6 protein-coding genes are annotated in these 20,692 nt (G+C 58.5%); all 6 read left to right on the forward strand.

Annotated features, from left to right (window positions below; translation table 11 throughout):
- The 6 genes from F8N82_RS05490 (at window position 1) to F8N82_RS05510 (ending at window position 20,651) form a co-directional block, all read left to right on the forward strand.
- Window positions 1-17,040, forward strand: coding sequence for a hemagglutinin repeat-containing protein (locus F8N82_RS05490; protein ID WP_038994207.1), 17,040 nt, complete (start codon window positions 1-3; stop codon window positions 17,038-17,040).
- Complete coding sequence (locus F8N82_RS05495; RefSeq protein ID WP_038994208.1) at window positions 17,040-17,552, forward strand: hypothetical protein; 513 nt, start codon at window positions 17,040-17,042, stop codon at window positions 17,550-17,552. The genes F8N82_RS05490 and F8N82_RS05495 overlap by 1 nt, the downstream gene beginning before the upstream one ends.
- A 352-nt stretch (window positions 17,553-17,904) precedes the next feature.
- A complete protein-coding gene (locus F8N82_RS05500) occupies window positions 17,905-18,264 on the forward strand; it encodes a hypothetical protein (protein WP_141231028.1) in 360 nt (119 codons plus the stop codon).
- A gap of 37 nt (window positions 18,265-18,301) precedes the next feature.
- Entirely contained in the window at window positions 18,302-18,634 is a 333-nt protein-coding gene (locus F8N82_RS27510; protein ID WP_080764697.1) for a polymorphic toxin type 24 domain-containing protein, read from the forward strand.
- The gene (locus F8N82_RS05505) at window positions 18,634-19,107 is read left to right on the forward strand and encodes a hypothetical protein (RefSeq protein ID WP_224793722.1); all 474 of its coding nucleotides are present in this window, start codon (window positions 18,634-18,636) and stop codon (window positions 19,105-19,107) included. The genes F8N82_RS27510 and F8N82_RS05505 overlap by 1 nt, the downstream gene beginning before the upstream one ends.
- 690 nt (window positions 19,108-19,797) lie before the next feature.
- Window positions 19,798-20,651, forward strand: a protein-coding gene (locus tag F8N82_RS05510; RefSeq protein WP_095161635.1) for an IS5 family transposase whose coding sequence is annotated in 2 segments (ribosomal slippage) — window positions 19,798-20,139 and window positions 20,142-20,651 — 852 coding nt in all. Because the reading frame shifts where the segments join, the coding sequence is not laid out codon by codon here.
- Window positions 20,652-20,692: the final 41 nt, after the last annotated feature.

A 20,692-nucleotide genomic window follows, 5' to 3' on the forward strand; every position in this document is an offset into this window, starting at 1 on the left:
ATGGACGTTAGCCAATTTGCCTTCCTGGCCCGCCAACCCTCCGCCAGGTTGAAAACCCGCGATCATTTCTGGGGCATGCCCCGGCGGGGCCTGGCGTTCTTGCTGGCCAACGTCATGTTCTGGCAACCGTTGTGGGCCCAGGCCGAGGGTATTGTGGTCAGTGCCCCTGGCACCACCCTGGGCCAGGCGGGCAATGGCGTGCCGATCGTCAACATTGCCGCGCCCAACGGCAATGGCCTGTCGCATAACCAATTCCAGGACTACAACGTCGGCCAGCAGGGGGTAATCCTCAACAATGCCACCAACCGCACCCAGGACACTCAACTGGGCGGCATCATTGTCGGCAACCCGAACCTGGATGGCCGTGCGGCCAACATCATTCTCAACGAGGTCAACGGCGGCAGCCCCAGCCAGCTCAAGGGCTACACCGAAGTGGCGGGGCAATCAGCCCATGTCATCGTAGCCAACCCTTACGGCATCAGCTGTGATGGTTGTGGCTTTATCAATACCCCACGGGCGACGCTCAGTACCGGCAAGGCGGTGATCGAGAACGGCCAGATCACCCATTACCAAGTGGATCAGGGCAGTGTTGCCATCGAAGGCGCGGGGCTTAACGCGGGCAATGTCGACCGTTTCGAAATCATCACCCGCAGTGCCCGGATCAATGCCCGGATCAACGCCAACAAACTGGAGGTGATCGCCGGCGCCAATGATGTCGACGCCAGCACCCTCAAAGCTACCGCCCGCGCTGCCAACCCGGCGGACGCGCCACAATTGACCATCGACTCCAGCGCACTGGGCGGCATGTACGCAGGGGCGATCAAGCTGGTCGGCACCGAGGCCGGGGTCGGCGTGAAGCTTGACGGTACCCTGGCTGCCAGCGCAGGTGACATTCAGCTGGATGCCAACGGCCACCTGAGCCTGGCTCAGACGGTGGCTTCCGGTGCCGTCGAGATCAAGGCGGCAAGTGCGCAACTGCAAGGGCCGGTATACGCCGCCTCCACCCTGGACGTGGAAACCCGAGGCGACCTCGAAAGCCGAAAATCACTGGCAGCCGCTGATCGCATCAGCCTCTCCAGCGGTGGTCAGTTACGCAACCAGGATGTGATCGAAGCCGGGGTAAATGCCGATAACAGTCGCAACACCCAGGGTGATCTCAGTATCTCCGCCGAGTATCTCGATAACCGTGGTGCCAGCCTTATTGCCAGTCGTAATCTGGCCGTCAATACAAACCTGGCTACCAATAACCAGGGCGGCACATTAAGCGCCAGGCAAGCGCTGACCCTCAGCGCAGGCAGCCTGGACAACCAGAATCGAGGCCGAGTGCTGAGCACCGGCAGCCTGCAGCTCAATGCCGAGCAATTGCTCAATGCTCAAGGCGGCCTGGTAACGAGCAGCGGCCCGTTTACCGCGAGCCTTGGCCAGCTGAACAACCGTTCTGGCGAATTATCCAGCCTTGATGCCATGGCCTTGAACGTCACCCGCCTGGATAACCTGGCAGGCTTGGTGTCGGCGGGCACGGGGCTGAGTATCAATGCCCGAGAGGCGATCAATAATCAGGCAGGGCGTACTGCGGCCGGCCAGGACCTGAAGATTGTTGCGGGTTCACTGGACAACAGCCAGAAAGGGCTGCTGAGCAGTCAGGGAACGCTGGGGCTGGAGGTGGCGGGTGCTTTGACCAACCACCATCAGGGACGCATCGAGTCCATCGCTGCACTGGCTGTGAAGGTAGGTGAGCTGGATAACCAGCAGGGCGGTTCGCTCGCCAGCGAGCAAGCACTTGATCTGACGGCCCGGACGGTTAAAAACAGTCAGGGCGGCTCGATTGCCAGTGCTCAAGCGCTGAACGCATCGATCGGCAGCCTGGACCAGCAAGGCAAGGGGCACCTTTACAGCAACACCAGCCTGAGTCTGGACCTTAACCAGGGGCACCTGAATAACCAGGACGGACTGATCAACTCGGCCGGTCAGCTGACGCTGAAGAACCTCGGCAGCGTGGATAACCGCAGTGGCGAGATATCCAGCCCCGAGTCTTTCGCTGTGGTCGCCAGCACGATCAACAACGATGCCGGCAAATTGCTCAGTGATCGGGCCTTGACCCTGCAAGTGGCCCAGCAGTTGAGCAACGGGGCTGGCCTGATTACTGCCAACGGCCTGCACCTGGATGTTGCCAGCCTGATCAATGGCCAGCAGGGCAAAATCCACAGCCGCAGCACCCTGAATGCAAAGGTGACGCGAGAGCTGGACAACCGGGGCGGCAGCATCACGGCGGATGGCGCTGCCCAGCTCAATGCCGGCACCCTGATCAACAGCGCCGGCAAGCTCGCCAGTCAGGGCGCGCTGCAGATTCAGGCAGGCCAACTGAACAATCAGCGCAACGGGCAGGTCAGTAGCGAAGACACCCTGCAGTTGACTTCAGGGCTGCTGGACAACAGCAGCGGTGGACGCATTTTCAGTCGTAAAGACCTGACGGCGAATGTCACCGGCCTTGACCAGCAAGGCGATGGTCATCTGTACAGCGCAGCGAATCTGAGCCTGGATCTCAATCGTGGCCACCTGAACAACCAAAGCGGTCTGATCAATGCGCCGGGCACGCTGCTGCTGAAAAACCTCAACAGCGTCGAAAACCAGGGCGGTGAAATCTCCAGCGTCCAGGCGTTCGACTTCAGTGCCGATACCCTGGGCAATCGCGATGGCAAGGTGTTGAGTGACCAGGCTCTGAACCTGACCATCCTCCGTGCGCTGGACAATACCAAGGGGTTGATCAAAGCATCGTCACTCCAGATGCACGCTGGCCGTGTCAATAATGGCGGCGGCGAACTGCAGGCCCGGGAAGGTCTGAAGCTTTCTGCCGACGGTGTGCTGGACAACCGCAGTGGCAAAATCCTTGGGCGGGATTTGCTGCTCAACGTGGCATCGCTGGATAACGCCCAAGGCCTGATACAAAGTGACAGCGGTCTCAAGCTCAACAGCAGCGGCGCGGTCAACAATCGCAACGGCACTGTGCACAGTGGCCAAGCGCTGGAGCTTACTGGCGCCAGCCTGGATAACACCCTGGGCAAGTTGACCAGCGGCGGCGCACTGACTGCCACTATCGCCGGCAACCTGCTCAACCAGACAGGTCTGTTCGCTGCAGGGCAAGGCCTGCAGCTCAGCAGCGCCGACCTGAACAATCAGGCCGGTCAACTGAGCGCTGGCGGCACGCTGCAACTGCGTGCCGGTTTGCTGGACAACCGCAACAGCGGGCGCGTCGACGGCACGGGCCTGACGGTCAGTATCAACGGGCTCGATCAGCGTAATGATGGTCATCTGAGCAGTCAGGCCGACCTGAACCTGGACCTCAATCACGGCTACCTGAACAACCAGGACGGCCTGATCAATGCGCCTGGGCAATTGCTGTTGAGCAACCTCGTCACGGTTGACAATCAGGGCGGGGAAATCTCCAGCGTGCGCGGGTTTGGACTGACCGCGCAGCAGCTGGACAACCGCAGCGGCAAGGTACTGAGTGAACAGACGCTGACCCTGCGCATTGCCAAGGCACTGGAAAACGCCAAAGGGCTGGTATCGGCCAGGGGACTGGATCTCGAACTCGGCAGCCTGGCCAACAACGAAGGCAGCCTGAACGCTGGGCAGAGCTTGACCCTCAAGGTTGCAAGGGGGCTGGATAACCGCGAAGGCGAGATTCTGGCCAATGACACCTCGTTGGTTGTCGGTTCACTGGACAACAGCCAAGGTGTAGTTCAGGGGGATCATGGGCTGACGCTCAGCGCCGACGGCGCCATCAGCAACGCTGGCGGTACACTTTCGGCTGGCAACACGCTCACGCTCAGCGCGGCCAGCGTCAATAACACCGACGGCAAACTCACCAGCGATGGCGCGCTGACGGCCCGCATTGCCGGGCATCTGCTCAATCAGGCCGGCCTGATCGCCGCAGCCGACGACCTGCAACTGGGCACCGGCAGCCTCGATAACCTGTCCCAGGGGCGGCTTACCAGCAAGGCGAACCTGCTGCTCGACGGCACCCGCATTGATAACCGCACAGGCCGCATCGCTGCGGTCGGCGTGCTGAAGATCAACGCCGGTGCCCTGGATAACAGGCAGGGCGGCCTGCTCAATTCGGGCAAGGCCATGCACCTTGCCGTCGATACCCTGGACAACCGTGCCGGGGAAATCTCCAGTGTTACGCAACTGGACCTCACGGGCCGTCAACTCGACAACAGTGGCGGCCGCCTGCTGGCCAACGCCGACCTGCAGCTGACCCTCGATCGGCTGAACAACCAGATCAAAGGCATCATCAGTGGCCAGCAGTCGGTCACGTTGAATGCCGCGCACCTGGACAATAGTGATCAGGGCAGCGTGTTCGCCAAGCGAAACCTGAACATGACCCTGCGCGAGGCAACCGCGCGCGACGCCACGCTTGATGGGCAGTTGAACAATCAACAGGGGACACTTCGCAGTGATGGCGCGCTGACCCTGCACACCGTCAGCCTGAACAACAACCGTGGCCGGGCGTCCAGCGCTCAGGTGCTGGTGTTGTCGGCACAAGGTGTAGTCACTAACCAGGGCGGCGAGCTGCTCAGCGCCGATACCCTGAACCTTACAAGCGCCAGCCTTGATAACCGTCAGGGGCACATTGTCGCCGACGGCGCGGTGCGCGTGGCTACAGGCGCCTTGAACAATCAGCAGAGTGGACGCCTGACCAGTGCCGACGACCTGACTCTGATGGCGGGTGAAGTGGATAACCGCGAACACGGTCGTATTGCCAGCGGCAAAACACTCGATGCCAGCATTGCCGGCCTGGATCAACGGGGCGGTGGCGAGTTCTACAGCAACAGTGCCCTGACCCTGAATATGAATCGCGGGTACCTGAACAACACCACTGGCTTGATCAACGCGCCGGGCCCACTGGTATTGCAGAACCTGGCCGGGGTGGTCAACCAGGGGGGCGAAATTTCCAGTAAACAGGCTTTTGCTGTCGCCGCGCAGAGCTTCGATAACAGCACGGGCAAGCTGCTCAGTGACCAGGCTCTGACGCTGAAGGTCGACCAAGCCTTGAAAAACGTCAAAGGACGGATCGCGGCGGCCGGGCTTCAGGCGCAAGGCGGGAGCCTGGATAACACCACGGGCGTCTTCACCAGTTCGACCGACCTGGCGCTGAGCCTGAGCGGTGATCTGCTCAACCAGCAAGGCGAGGTTTCCGCAGCCGGCTTCAGTGTGGTCAACGCTGCGACCCTGAACAACCATCAGGGCGAGGTCACGAGTGACGGTAGCCTCGAACTGAGGATCAAGGGCGCACTGACAAACCATGACGGGAAGCTTGGGGCCGGTCAGCAACTGCGGGTTATGGCGTTGAGCCTGGACAACAGCCTGGGCGGAAGCCTGGCCACCGACGGCAGTTTGACGGTGAAGGTCGATGGTTTGCTGGATAACCAGGCCAAGGGCAGTTTGTTGGCCAAGGGGGTCATGGACGTGCAAGCGGGGAGCCTGGACAACCGCGGTGGCAGCTTTGTCGGGCAAAACCTGTTGACCGTGCGCAGCAATGCACTGGATAACCGTGGCGGCAAAGTACGCGCCAGTCGCGATCTGCTGTTGCAGGTTGGCCAGTTGGATAACCGTCACGGCGAACTGAAAAGCAAGCAGGCGCTGACCTTCAGCGGGCAGCAGTTGAATAACCAGGACGGTCTGCTCCGTGCCACAGGGCCCCTGCGCCTGAACGCCGATACCGTGACTAACAGCCGCGGCCGTATTTCCAGCCAAAGTGATCTTGAGGCAACCGTGGGCGCGCTGAATCAGCAGGGCGGCGAGCTCGTGGCTGAAGGCGACCTGACGCTGGTTGCGACCACGCTCGACAACCGCGATGGCGGCTTGGTGGCTGCTACAAAAGCGCTGAAACTCAAAGCCGGCACTGTCGACAACCGCGCCGGTGAAATCTCCAGCCAGGGCGACACCGATTTCAGCGGCCAGCGCCTGGACAACAGCGCAGGCAAGCTCATGGTCGCAAGCGCGCTGGAGCTTGCCGTGGCTCAGGTTATCAACAACGCCAAGGGACTGGTGTTTGCCCAGAACGCACGGGTTACCGGTGCACGTCTGGATAACAACCAGGGTACTTTTGCCGGCAAGCACTCGCTGATGATTCAGCTGTCGGCAACCCCAGAGCTCGACGGTCGTCTGACCAACTCCGGCGGCAAGATCAACAGCGAAGGCCGGTTGCAGTTGCAGGGGCAGGTTATCGACAACAGCAATGGCAACCTGTCCAGTGCAGGAACACTGGACATCGCCAGTGTTGCCGATCTGCTTAACCGGAGTGGCACTGTCGAGACGGCGGGTAGTCTCATTCTGACCAGCGCAATGCTCGACAACAGTCTGCAAGGGCTGATCAAGAGTGATGGTGCGGCGAAGCTGACCACAGGTCTGTTCAGCAACACCCCTGGCGGACGCCTGATCAGTGCCGATAGCCTCGAATTGACTGCCGCGCAGGTCAACAATGGCGGGCGTATTGCCAGTGCCGGCGCCTTGCGCGCCAATGTAAAGGGGTTGACTCAACAGGGCGGTGAGCTGATTAGCAAAACTGCCCTGGACCTGGACCTGAATAATGGCCAACTGAACAACCAAGGCGTGATCAACGCGCCATCGTTGCTGTTGAAGAACCTCAATGGCGTCAATAACCAGAACGGCGAGATATCCAGTACTCAAGCGTTCACCCTGACCGCCAGCAACCTGGATAACAGCAACGGCAAACTCATCAGCAACCAGGCGCTGACCCTGCGCGTCAATCACGCCTTGGCCAACGTCAAAGGATTGATTTCTGCGGCTGCGCTGCAAGTGCGTAGCGCCAGTCTGGACAACCAGGGCGGCCTGCTCAGCAGTCGCGGTGACCTGGGCCTGGCCATTGACGGTACGTTGAAGAACCAGGTCGGCACGGTGATTGCCGATGGCAGTAGCCGATTCAGTGCGGCCAGTCTGGAAAACAGCGACGGGCAGATTTCCAGCAAAGGTGACCTCAAGGCGAGCGTGACAACGGTCAGCAACCAGAACGGTCTGTTGATTGCCGAGGGTGCGCTGGTGCTTGACGGTACGACGCTGGACAACCGCAACAACGGTCTGGTCGGTGCGATCGGAGACGTGCAGCTCAAGGTCGTAGATGTCGACAACCGTGGCGGTGAGATATTCAGCACGAGCGGTGTCAGTCTCCAGGGGCTGCAACTGAACAACAGTGACGGTGGTCGGGTTGTTGGCGTAAAAGCGTTGAGCCTTACTGTCGACAAGCTCCTCAATCACAGCAACGGGTTGCTCAGTACATTGGCTGGCATGAGCCTGACAGGTGTCAGCCTGGATAACAGTGGCGGTCGCCTGCTCAGCCAGCAGGGGCTTGACCTCGTACTCAGTGGCGAGGCGCTGAACCGCCAGGGCCTGATCAGCAGCGAAGGCCAGTTGCGCCTGCAAGCGGCCAACCTCGATAACCGCCAGGGCAGTCTGTCCAGCGCGGGTGCCTTGAGTGTGACTACGCTGCAGGCCGTGGATAACCAGGGCGGTGAACTGGTCACCGACAGCACTCTGGATGTTCACAGCGCCAGCCTCGACAACAGCCAAAAGGGCACTCTGAGCAGCAAGGCAGCCCTGAACATCACTACAGGGGCCATGGATAACAGCCACGGCGGCGTGGTCAGCAGCACCGAGACCCTCGATATCACCGCTGGGCCATTGACCAACCAGGATGGCGGTCAGCTCGCCAGCAGCAAGGCACTGACCGCCAGGGTCAGCAGCCTGGATCAACAAGGTGGCAAGCTTTTCAGCAGTACAGCGGTGACGCTGGACCTCAGCCAGGGTCAGCTGAACAACCAGGGCGGTTTGATCAACGGTCCGTTGCTGGTACTGAAAAACCTCAAGGGGGTGAACAACCAGGGCGGCGAAATCTCCAGTGCCCAAGCCTTCACCCTGGCCGCCGACAACCTGCAAAACAATGACGGCAAACTGCTGAGCAACCAAGCCCTGACCTTGCGCGTCAACCAGGCCCTGAACAACGTCAAGGGCCTGATTGCCGCGCAATCCATCGATGGTCATGCTGCCATGCTGGATAACAGCGGCGGCATGCTGACCAGCCGCAGCGATCTGCTGCTGAACATCAATGGCCTGTTGCGCAACCAGAATGATGGTCTGATCAACGCCACCGATACGCTGACGCTCAACAGCACCGCGATGGACAACCGCAAAGGTGCGTTGCTGGGCAAAGCCATTGCTATCGACTTCGGGGCGGCCACCGGCGACCTGGACAATCGTGGCGGCCTGATCACCACCGCCGGCGCCCTGACCCTCCAGCACTTGCGTGACCTGAACAACCAAGGGGGCGAACTCTCCAGCGCCCAGCGCCTGGAACTGACCGGGCGGACCCTGGACAACAGCAACGGCAAGCTGATCAGCAACAACTTGCTGAGCCTCAAAGGTTTGGATTTGCTCAATCAGGGCGGCCTGATGTCCGGTTGGCAAGGCCTGAACATCTCGGCTGGCAGCCTGGACAACCGCAATGGTGGCACTGTCTCCAGCCGTTTCGGCAACCTTGACGCCCATCTCACCAACAGCCTGCTCAACAGTACTGGCGGTGCGCTGGTCAGTCAGAAGGCCTTGAGCGTCAATGCTGCCAGCCTCGACAATAGCGCCAAAGGCATCCTCTCCAGTGGTACCAGCCAACGTTTGATCGTTTCCGGCCAGCTGGATAATGGCCAAGGCGGTTTGATCGACAGCGGCACAACGCTTGAGATTCAAGGGCAGGCCCTTGGCAATGCCGGTGGTTCGATCCAGGCCCAACAGGCTATCGATATCAATGGCACTGACCTGGATAACAGTTCCGGCACCCTGGCCAGTAATGGCACCGTGACCCTCGACCTGCTCGGCAAACTGATCAATACCAACGGCAAGCTGGCCAGTGGTAGTGCGCTGATGATCAAGCGTTCCGCCCAGATCGATAACCAGGGCGGCCAACTGGCCAGCCAGGGTCTGCTGAGTCTGTTCACGGGCAACCTCGACAACCGCAATCGCGGTACTGTCGCTGCCAGCGGCCAACTGTCCCTCAATGCCAGCGGCGCTGTACTCAACAGCGGCGATGGCTTGATCTACAGCCAGAATGCCGGCGTGTCGCTCAAGGCCGGGCGCCTCGGCAACGCCGCAGGTACCGTGCAGAGCCAGGCAGACCTGGACATCGAGGTCGCGGCAGATCTAGACAACCAAGGTGGCAAAATCCTTGCCCAGACCGGTGATGCCACGCTCAAGGCCGGCAGCATCGACAACCGTGCTGGCACCCTGGCCAGCCTCAATGGCGCCCTGCAGGCGCGTACCCTGGGCGTATTGCGCAACGGCTTCGACCTGGACAACCGTCAAGGCGGCATTCTCCAGGCCCAGCGCTTGCAGTTGATCAGTACCAGCGTCGGCAACAATGGCGGGCGAATCGCTGCACAAACCGGCGATGTGAACGTTACTGCCGCTACCTTCGACAACCGCAATGGCGGCCTTTACAGCCAGGGTGCAGTGAAGGTGAGTGGTCATGACTTCATCAACGGCGGCGACGCTCGTGGTCAGATCGCCGGCAACCTGGTCGAGTTCAACCTCAGCGGTGCGCTGAACAACCAGCAAGGCATTATCGAAAGCGACAGCACCTTGAGCGTGCGCGCGGCCAGCCTGGCCAACCAACAGGGGCAACTGCGCGCTCTGGGGCGCAGCGGCAAGACCGAGTTCGAGATTGGCGGCTTGCTGGATAACCGTGGCGGTGTGCTTGAAACAGCCAACAGCGACCTGACCCTCAACGCCAGCGACTTCCAGAACAGCGGCGGCAGTGTGTTGCATGCTGGCCGCGGCACCTTCGATATCAGTACCGCCAACCTGACCCGAGCCGGCGGTAACCTGGTCACCCGTGGCGGGCTTACCCTGAGCGCGGACCACTGGACCAACAGCAGCGTGATCCAGGCCGGACGGCTGACGGTCAACGTCAACACCCTCAACCAGGTGGCGGGCGGCCAACTGCTGGCCTCCGACAGCCTGGTGGGCAACGGCGGTAACTGGAACAACGACGGCCTGATCGCCAGTGACGGCAGCCTCAAGCTGAACCTGGGTGGCAGCTATAGCGGTAGCGGTCGTGCCAGCAGTGTCGGCAGCTTCGAGCTGAGCGCAGCGCAGCTGAATCTGGCGGCTGCCGGTAGCTTGGCCGGGGGCGGCGATACATCGATCGATGTCGCCGGGCTGCTTGCCAACCAGGGCCGCCTGACCTCCGCTGCCGATCTGCGCATTGGCGCCGGTAGCGTACAGAACACCGGCACCCTGGGCGCCACGCAGAATCTTGACCTGACCGCGCAAAGCCTGTTCAACGGCCGCGACGCAGCGGACTCGAACATTCGCGGCTTCATGTTCAGTGGTGAGGACTCGACCTTCAATCTGAACAACCTCACCAACGACTACGGTGAGGTCTATAGCCTCGGCAATCTGACGGTGGCAGGTTTTACCAAGGCAACCTTCGCGCAGAGCGTCAGAAACGTTTCCGGCAGCATGCAGAGCAGGGTCGATCTCAGGCTTTCGGCAAATGAGGTGGTCAACGAGCGGGAGAAGTTCAAGCTCAACCAGAGGTTGACGTCCGTAGCGGTCGATCTCAGTTGCTCGCAGCACTGCGGCGGCGGTTGGAGTGACAAAAGACCGGTCATCACCATGAGTCGCACCGTCGAGAGTGTGATCGAGGCGAACTCGCCATCTGCCACGCTCGGGGCTGGCGGCAACCTGGAGATTGCCAGCCAGAACTTCACCAACCGCTATAGCGTGGTGTCCGCTGCCAATGACCTGACGATTCGTGGCGAGAACATCGTGAACCTGGGCGCCACTGGCGGCTCCGGCACCGAGAGTCGGCGCTACGATGGCACCAGTAAAATTTACCGCAATCAATACAACCAACTGTCCCAGGCCGTACAGGACTTCAACCGGTCGAGCCCCGCGGGGGCGCCGGTGGATGAGGCGGCTTTCGCGACACTGATGAGCAAGCTGAGCCCGTCGCTGTTCCCCGGTATCAACCAGCCGTTGGTGGTCCAGGGCAATGGCGAGTCAATGGCGCCGGCCGTTATCCAGGCGGGTGGCAACGCGCAACTCACGGCCAGTAACGACATCAGCAACATCAGTGTGCTCAAGACCGCATTGGCGGTGAATGATCGCTCACTGGATACCCAGGTTGGCGCCAACAAGGCGCCGGTTATCCTGCTCAATGCACAGCTGCCACCCAATCTGGCCCAGCAGCAGATCAACCCGCTGAGCCTGCCGGGTTTCAGCCTGCCCGTGGGCCAGAACGGCCTGTTCCGTCTGAGCGGTGAAACCAGCAGCACCAGCGCCAGCTCTGCACCGCAGAGTTGGACCATGGGCGCTGCTGCCATCAGCAGTACCCAGCGGCAACAAACCCTTCCTGAAACCCACAGCCGCGCTATCGAAACGGCGAACGCTGCGCAGGTGTCCGCCAGCACCCATCAGGTCTCAGTGGCAGCCCGGGAGGCCAGCGGCATCGACGCCAGTAGTCGAGTAATCAATACCGCAGATGTGGTTGAAGCCGACACGGGCGTTTGGCAATCCGGTCGTACCGTCACTGGCGAAATCACTCAAGGCAACAAGGTCAATGGTCTGGACCTGAGCAACGGCTCGTCGCAGTCGGCGGACAAGGCTGTCCAGCTTGATCTCGACTTGCCTGGCTTGGCGCCCGCCGAACGTGATGCCCTTGTGTCGGTGAATGCGCCACAGCCCTCGGTGGTTTCTCCGTTCGCCCCCGTGCCGCGTGATGGACAAACGTCAATCAATCTTCCTGGAGCGATTCCAGTCGAGGTTGATGTACCGAACATGGGTGAGCGGCTTGGGCCTGTCGTCGCTAATCCGCTGGCTGTCGCCAAGCAGATAACCTCAGCGGCCGATCAGGTGGTCAACCGCGTGCAAGGCCTGCCGGACAACACTGCCCGGTCTCAGCCGCACAAGTACCTGATCGAAACCAACCCGGCCCTCACCGACCTCAAGCAGTTCATGAGCTCGGACTACCTGCTGGCCAACCTCGGTTACAACCCCGACGACAGTTGGAAACGCCTGGGCGATGGCTACTACGAGCAGCGGCTGATCCAGCAAGCGGTAGTAGCGCGTACCGGTGAGCGCCTGCTGGCAGGACAAACCAGTGACGAGCAGCTGTTCAAGTACCTGATGGACAACGCCATCCAGAGCAAGCAAAAGCTTGATCTGGCCATTGGCGTCAGCCTGACCGCCGAACAGGTCGCGGCCTTGACCCACGACATCGTCTGGATGGAGCGCGCCGAGGTCAAGGGCGAACAGGTGTTGGTGCCAGTGCTGTACCTGGCCCACTCGAACAATCGGCTGGCGCCCAACGGTGCCTTGATCGCCGGTAACAATCTCAACCTGATCGCCGGGCACAACCTGGACAACGTCGGCACGTTGCGCGCCAGCAATAACCTGTCGGCCCAGGCCGGCAACAACCTGGTCAACAGCGGGCTGGTGGAAGCCGGCAACCGTCTCGATCTGTTGGCGGGCAATAACCTGGTGAATAAGGCCGGTGGGATTATCGCCGGTCGCGACGTCAGCCTCAGTGCCATCGATGGGGATGTCATCAACGAGCGCAGCGTCAGTAGTTTCCAGACTGCTAGTGGTGGCTATAGCGAGCGCCGCGACTTCCTCGACAGCGCCGCCCGCATCGAGGCCGCCAATAACCTGAGCCTGCAGAGTGGGCGCGATGTCAGCAACCTCGGAGGGGTCATCAAGAGCGGCGCCGACACCAGCATCAAGGCCGGGCGCGACATTAATCTGGCCTCGGTGGAACAGGTGTCGGGCACCAGCCGTGGCACACACTTCAAGGACCAGCGCATCACTCAACATGGCTCAAGCCTTGAAGCCGGCCGCGACCTGAGCCTCAGTGGCGGTCGCGATATCAGCGCCATTGCCAGTCAGATCGACGCCAAGCGCGATATCGCCATGGCCGCCACCGGCGACCTGAGCCTGAGCTCGGCAGCGAATGAGCAGCACTTCTACAGCAAAAGCAAAAAAGTCACCGCGCAAGAGGACCGCATCAACCAGGTTTCGACCACGCTCAATGCCGGAGGCAATATTGCCCTGAGTGCCGGCAACGATATGGACATCATCGCCAGCCGGGTCAAGGGCGGGGCTGATGTCGATCTTGATGCCGGGCGTGATCTGAACATCGCGTCGGCCAAGGATGAGAGCGCTTCTTTCTACTTGAAAAAGAGCAAAGGCTCCTTAGGTCGCAGCAGTAGCAAGCAGCAGGAAAGCTACCACAGCACCAACGTCGCCTCGGTGATCGAAGCGGGGCATGACCTGACCGTCAATGCCAGCAAGACTGCCAGCGGAGGCATCGCTCTGGACGGTGGTCGAGACGTCAGCGTCATCGGTAGCCAGCTCAAGGCTGGCAATGACCTGCTGGTCGGCGCCACGGGTGACATCGCGGTGCTTTCGGGGATCGAAGAGCACGGCGAGTACAGCAAGAAAACCAAGTCAGGCTTCCTCGGCCTGTCCAAGAGCGGCAAGAGCCAGCTGCAAACCAGTGCCACCCAGGTCGCCAGCGTGCTTGAAGCCAGCCACGACGTGGTCGTTGCCGCTGGCAGCGATGTGCGCGTACGCGCCAGTGAAACCAAGGCCGGCAACGATGTCGAGCTGCGTGCCGGGCTGATCGATGCCGGCGGCGACATCAACCTGGTCTCGGCCAACGATACGGCCTACAGCCGGAGCGAGGAGTACCGGAAGAAAACTGGCCTGTCGACTTCCGGCGGCTTTGTCTCGGTGGCTTCGGCCAAGGAATCGGGGCGTCAGGCGCAAAGCAGCACCAGCGTCGGCAGCCAGGTGACGGCCGAGCGTGATGCGATGCTGCAGGCCGAGCGTGACATCAACGTGGAAGGTAGCGGCATCAGTGCCGGGCGCAATGTCAGTTTGAATGCCGGGCGTGACGTCAACGTGGTTGCGGCGCAGAGCGAGCAGAGCGAAACCAACTGGTCCAAGGAAAAGCGCGCTGGCTTCGGGGTTTCCAGTGACGACAACGGCGTGAGCATGTTCGTCGGCGCCGAGCGGCTCAAGACCAAGGATCGCCTTGAGCAGCAGCTCGCTTCCGCCAGCCAGATCAAGGCTGGCAACGACCTGGACATCAACGCCAAGCGCGATATCAACCAGAGCGGCTCCGACCTGCTGGCTGACAACGACATCAACTTCAATGCCGGGCGCGATATCAACGTCGATGCAGCCCGCGAAACCCGCACCCTCGAGCAGATGCGCGAGCACTCTACCCATGGTGCCACCGCCACTCTCAACCACAACTTCGGCAAAACCAAGGACGCCATAAATGGCGCGGGTAAGGGTGAGAACGGCGTCAGCAAAGGGTCGAGCACCTTGCGCGCGGTCGATTCGATCGGAGAGTTTCTGTCCGGGCCGACGGGCGACGGCAAGATGGGCGACAGCATCCAGCGCAGCCACCAGGAGCAGGTCGAAGAGTCGAATCGCGCTTCGACGCTCAATGCCGGCAATGACCTCAACTTCAAGGCTGGCAATGATGTCACGGTCAAGGGCGGGCAACTGCAGGCCGGTCGCGACATTGTCGTCCAGGGCCGCGATATCAACCTGGATGTGGCCAAGGGCAGCGTCAGCCAGGAAAGCAGCCAGCGCGTGATCTGGGCGGGGCTGCACGGCGGTACCAGCGGCGGCTTCAAGGCCGGCGTCGGTGGCAGCTATGGTGAAGCCCTCGAGGATGGCACCCAGGGCACGTCGACGCCGACCCAACTGCAGGCAGGGCGCGACGTCAAGCTCGATGCCGGTAATGACCTGAACATGACCGCTACCCAGGTCCAGGCCGGTCGCGACATCGACCTTGCTGCCGCTAACGACCTGAACATTCGTTCGGCGCAGAACGACAGCAGCAGCGACAGCAATCGCCATAACGGTGGAGGCGAAGTCGGTCTCACCGTCGGTTCTGAAGGCGTGGGCATCTACGTCAGCGTCAGCATGGGCAAGGGCAATCTGGACCGTGACGCCCTGCGTCAGCAGGACGCCTACCTGTATGCCGGCGACCGTCTGAACTTCACCAGCGGCAAAGACACCACCATCGCCGGTGCCAACTTGCGTGGCGATGAGGTGACCGGCCGAGTCGGCGGCGACCTGAACGTGTCGTCGGTGGCCAATAGCGGTGAGGTCAAGGGCAAGGAGTTCGACATCAGCGTCACCGCAACCTTCGGCCCGGGGGCCGGTGTCAGTGGTTCGGTCGGTTATGGCCAGACCACCGGCAAGACCGACTGGGTCGAGGATCAGACGCGCATCACCGGCAAGAACAAGGTCGATATCCGTACCGAGAATCACACCCAGCTTGATGGAGCCTTGATCGCCGCTGACAACGGCAACCTCAAGCTCGATACCGACACCCTGGGTTTCAGCGATATCGCTGGCAAGGACAAGGAGCACGGCTACTACCTGAACGCTGGCGGCAGCTACAGCGCCGGCAAGGGCAACACCACCCAGGACAGCACGCAGGTGGGCAAGGGCGGCAGGGGTGAAGACGCCAAGACCAGTTGGAGCGTCAACGGCTGGGAGTACGACAAGGACCGCGAGCAGATCGTCCGCGCCACCGTCGGTGATGGCCAGATCGTGGTGCGCAAGGATGCCGAGTCCGGTGACGACTCCACTGCGGGGCTGAACCGCGATGTCGACAAGGCCTACGAGATCACCCGCGATGAAGAGTCGCGTACGGATCTGTATGTCACTGGGTCGTCTGTCGACGCGGTACTCAAGACCGATGAGACCCTCAAGCAATGGTCCAACTCGCTGCTCGACTACGACGAGACCGCCCTGGCCAACTATGAGGAGGCAAGCAAAGGGGTCAACGCGGTTATCAATCGCATGGAACGTGTGCTGGGCCGGGAGATGGCGGCTGGCGCGGCGCAAATCGGCGGCAGGGATTTGGCTGAGAATACCCTGGAGGCTCTGATTATCTCGGGTCTGAGTCGTTCAGCTGCCATGGAGATGATGGGAGATGCCAAGTTCCAGGAACGTGTGCTGAAACAACTTAGCGACTTCTGGAAATTGTCGGAAACCGAGTTGCGGGAGGTGCAGAATTCCCTGCCTAAGGGATCCGAGCTTTCCGGCTATGAAAATCCGAAAGCTCTGCTTTTGGATGCACTTGTAATCAAGGCGGAGGAGTCGAAGGCACGGCGTGAGCATGAACTGAACCATCTGCAGAAAACCCTGCGCTATACATCGGCAATCAGCAAGTACATCAAAGATAACGACGAAAAAGCCCAAGCGGTTAGAGTCGTACTGGCGCTTGCTCAAGGGCCCAAAGGTGTCGCGCAAGCGATGGTATTCGGTGCTCTGGAGCAGACGTCGTTTGCCGAGGAGTTGCAGGCAAGGCTGGGCGAAATACAGGAAAGGCTGGGGAAAGCGATTGCTGAACGGATGGAAGGCAAGGACACTCTTGACCTGAATGTTGAGAGTGATCGATATCTGGTCGGTGGCGGAGAGCTGATCGCAGCTATACTTGCGGGTGGTGTACCTGGACGCAAAGGGCATGGCGTTGTTGAAGGTGGCAAGAAGCCGGCGGTCAGCAAGGTTGAATCTGGTCCGGGGCAAGGTGCAAAAGCGACAGGCGAAGGTGCTACTCAGATCCCAGGCCGAGTGCAGTCTCGTATAAACATTGCCAATGGTCGTACGGGAACGACTCCTCTTCGTGATAACGGCAATCCGGTATCTGCGGGTTTCGACCACGTTCTAGATGGGCATTTTAATAGAGAAATCTCCAATTCGCGCTCGGTGTTTACTATTGCTCCGGACGAGCTGAAAGGGATCCTGCAAAGCAGTGCTGTTGTGAAGTCTCCGGTTGTTGCGCTGCCAGATGGCCAATTTTTAAGAACGGTCGATGTAGGTCGGGCTATTGGCACTACTACATTGAAGGATGGTGGTGTTCCTACTTCTGTGATAAAAGTGTTCACCGATAAAGCAGGGAATTTAATTACAACCTTCCCGATTAAGGTGAGCAACTGATGCGTACTTTTCCTGTTAAAATATGGCGTGATTTTCAGTTGGCAGTGGCGACTCTGACTAATGAAGCACCTTTGAGGCAAGTTCTTGAGATAATATTGTTTTGGATAAGGAGTAACTATAAGTATCTTGCCGGTGAGCCGTTTTCGGTCTATGGGTTCGATAGCTTTGCAAAGTTAAATGAGAGGGAGATTCCAGTTGAGTATTCGTCCTTTAAAGTGAGTGATTTAATTAATTTCAAGAGTGTTATTTTGAAGCGTCAGCCTAGAGATGTAGAGGCGATTGCGAGATTTTTACGCGATACGCTTGAGGAGCTGGCGACTGTTGAAGTTGATAAGCAATGTCCCAAGTGTGAATCTGAAGGGATGCGCGTTTTTATAGGTAAACATAATGGGTTGTTGGCGTATCAGTGCAATGTTTGTGGGTACTCCCATTACTCAGATGGATCCAGGGTTGAGAGTGGGGGGTTAGATTTTGCTAGTGAGATGCAGTTGCGAGAGCTTGGACTGATTTAATGGTGCAAAAGCAAATGTGGGATCAGTAAGTCATGTCTCTGGAGTGAATCTTTCTAAAAGTCAGTCTAAGATGATTGCTGACTTTGAAGCGGCAGGGTATCCAACAAAACCAGTGATTTCTCCAACCAGCGGAAATGTGGTTGGAACTCAGTACATCTTGCCTGATGGTTCGCGAGTTCGGGTGATGCAGGCAGATGGTCGAAGTCCCCAGCGCGCATCATTTGAGAACTCCAATGGCGGACCTGTGGACCCTACTACAGGAAAGCCGCCGCAACCCCCGCAGGGTTTATCGAAGGCGGAGCGAAAGCAGTGGATAAGAGAACGTACGCATATTGAGCAAGTGGACTAAACAATGAATACATTTTTGCAAGCTGTGGCTCTTTTGTTGCCAATAAAAATTGAAAGAGTATTGTGGGATGGCGATAAGCTTATGCTTTTCTCGGTGGATTGGAGCTTTCAGACTGAGAGTGCATGGCGTGTATCAAAGGATGGGGATTTGCTGTTTGCTTGTTGGGATAATGACGCTCGCGATCTTGTTTCTGGATTTTTAAATTTATCCGTTCTTGAGGTGAGTTGGCTCATTGATGATCAGCCAATTGACCCATGCTTTAAACTATCTGACGGTCGTGTGTTGAATGTGTTTTGTTCGTCATCAACCGAACCTTGGGTCATGGAATTATCGGGCGGGGCCGTTTATGTGGGTAATACTTAAGTTTTGAGTTTCTGTTGGTGCAAAAGGCTCAACTAGCATCAATTCTGTTCCTCGTAACGCAAATGATCTTGTTGGAGGTCCGCTTGAAAACGCTACTCAGGTTAGCGGCCGCTTTAAGCATGATGGTGGACCAGCGAATGGAACTGTGTATCGGGCCGATAATCAAGGAAATATCACCAGCTATGCCGTCTATGATTCAGCCGGGATGATTGTTAAGCGAGTTGACGTTACCGGCAAAGCTCATGCTAATGTGTCGACACCACATGTAATAGAATATGGTCGAAATACGTTGCCGGACGGGACGGTCAGGGTTCAGTCGCCTTCTACGAAACTGGCTCCGCGGCCTACCACCCCGGATGAGATTCCATAATGAAGATTAATACAATTAGACCATTTAGTGGTTTGAGCAGATACGAGTTGTGGGCATCAAGCTGGGCTGAAAAAGATAATATTGATATATTTTCTTATGTCAGCGCCGTGTGCAGTCCTGAAGATTGTCTGCTGTTTTGCAGGCTGTTGTTTCCTGATTTTTTTGTTAGTCAGGGCGCTGTTATTTTAAATGCTAAATACGATCATGATGTTTTTTTTGTATGGCTAAAAAAATTTGATGGTGATGTTCGTGCAGTTGAAGAAATAATGAACCATACTCACTTGTACGATGTTTTTTCAGGCTGCAATGATGAGGTCGATGACGTTGTTTTTGAACAGCTAGCTGAAATTGTTTCTTTGTCATGGCGGTTGGTCTTGAAAGACAAATTTCCAGAGAGGAAATTTTCTGTTGAAGTTTCGAATTCGGATCAGGATTACGGGCCTACTGTTACTTTTTATCAAATAACTGAATAGGTGCAAAAGGCGCAGGTTCTGCTGGAAAGGTCGACGAGTTTATCCCGCCAGGAATGGATCGTCCATTCCGCCCTGTCAGTCCGGAGTTTTCGCCAAGCAAGTCTGTTGATGATGTGATGCGGAGCTCGCAAATTAAAAATATGGTGAGCTGCTCAGGATCAGACTGTTCAGGCATTGCAAGAAAGTTACTTTATGCTTCAGGTGGTAAAGGGGAAATTATTGAGGTTCGCCCTTCAAAAGCTGGGGGGTTAAATCTCTATGGAGTGCCTAGTGTGGATAGACATTGGGCGGAGAAGCTCCCCCGCAGATCTATTTCCGATCCTGAGATTCCGAGGTGATGATAATGCAGAAGGCTTTTCGTACCTATTCAACTGCGCAGTTACCCGCTGGCTTTAAGTATCCAGAAAAATATCTGGAGCTGGCCAAGTCGGTAGATTTACCTAATGACTTTGTCTGGTGGTTTGATGATGCAAGCACGGAAGGTGGTGAGTTGTCGTGGCGTTTGCGGCACAGTTATGGGGGTAGGTTTAGAGGGTCGAAATTTAATTCCATTTGCTCAGTTAAATGATGACGCCGCTTTTTTTGATGGTGACGACTTAGGTTCTGTACGAAATCCTTTGAAACCGCCGTCACCGCACCTGGACACTGATATTCGGTAGAGTTCGCGCCCATCGAAGGCAGGAGGCCACGATGGTTAAGCGGTACGAAATTCCCGATGCAGCCTGGGAGCTGGTTGCTGATCTCTTTGAACAGCCCCGGCGCAGCGGTCGGCCGAGAGCCGATGACCGTTTGATGCTCAATGGCGTGCTCTGGGTGCTTTGCTCAGGCGCCGCGTGGCGCGACATGCCCGAGCGCTTCGGGCCCTGGTCAACGGTCTACCAGCGGTTTCGGGATTGGCGTAACCAGGGAACGTTCGACCTGATGCTCAAGCGGCTGCACATCAAGCTAAACGAGCAAGGATTGATCGACCTGGAAACCTGGATGATCGACTCCACTGCTGTACGTGCAACCCTAGCCTCATCTGGCGCCGGGAAAAAAGGGGGCCTGATGAACCCTCAGACCACGCCCTAGGCCGCAGTCGCGGAGGCCTGACGACCAAGATTCATATGCTTTGCGACGCCAATGGCGTACCGCTGCGCTTTCTGCTTTCGGGCGGACAGGCCAGTGACATCTCGTACGCCCAGCCACTGTTCGATGAAGCCTATGTCCCCAGTTTGCGCGGTCGCCCTCGCAAACGCTGCCGTTGGCTTTTGGCTGATAAGGGCTACGATGCCGAAGCCCTGCGACGCTACTGTGACCGATACCGGATGCAGCCGGTAATCCCTCTGCGATCTATGAAGCGCAAACCCAAGCCCGGCTTGCCGCGCTTGTTTGATCGGCCGAAATACCGGCAACGCAACATCATCGAACGCATGTTCGGCTGGCTGAAAGAGAACCGCCGCATCGTCACACGCTTCGACAAGCTCGCGAAAAGCTACGCAGCAATGGTCTCGTTAGCTTGTGCTATGCGGTGTTTGCGACATTACTTTTCGTACACTGCCTAGGTGGCGATCCTCGAGTTGTTGTTATTGATCTAGGCAACAAG

Source organism: Pseudomonas fluorescens (genome assembly GCF_902497775.2).
Lineage (GTDB): Bacteria > Pseudomonadota > Gammaproteobacteria > Pseudomonadales > Pseudomonadaceae > Aquipseudomonas > Aquipseudomonas putida_F.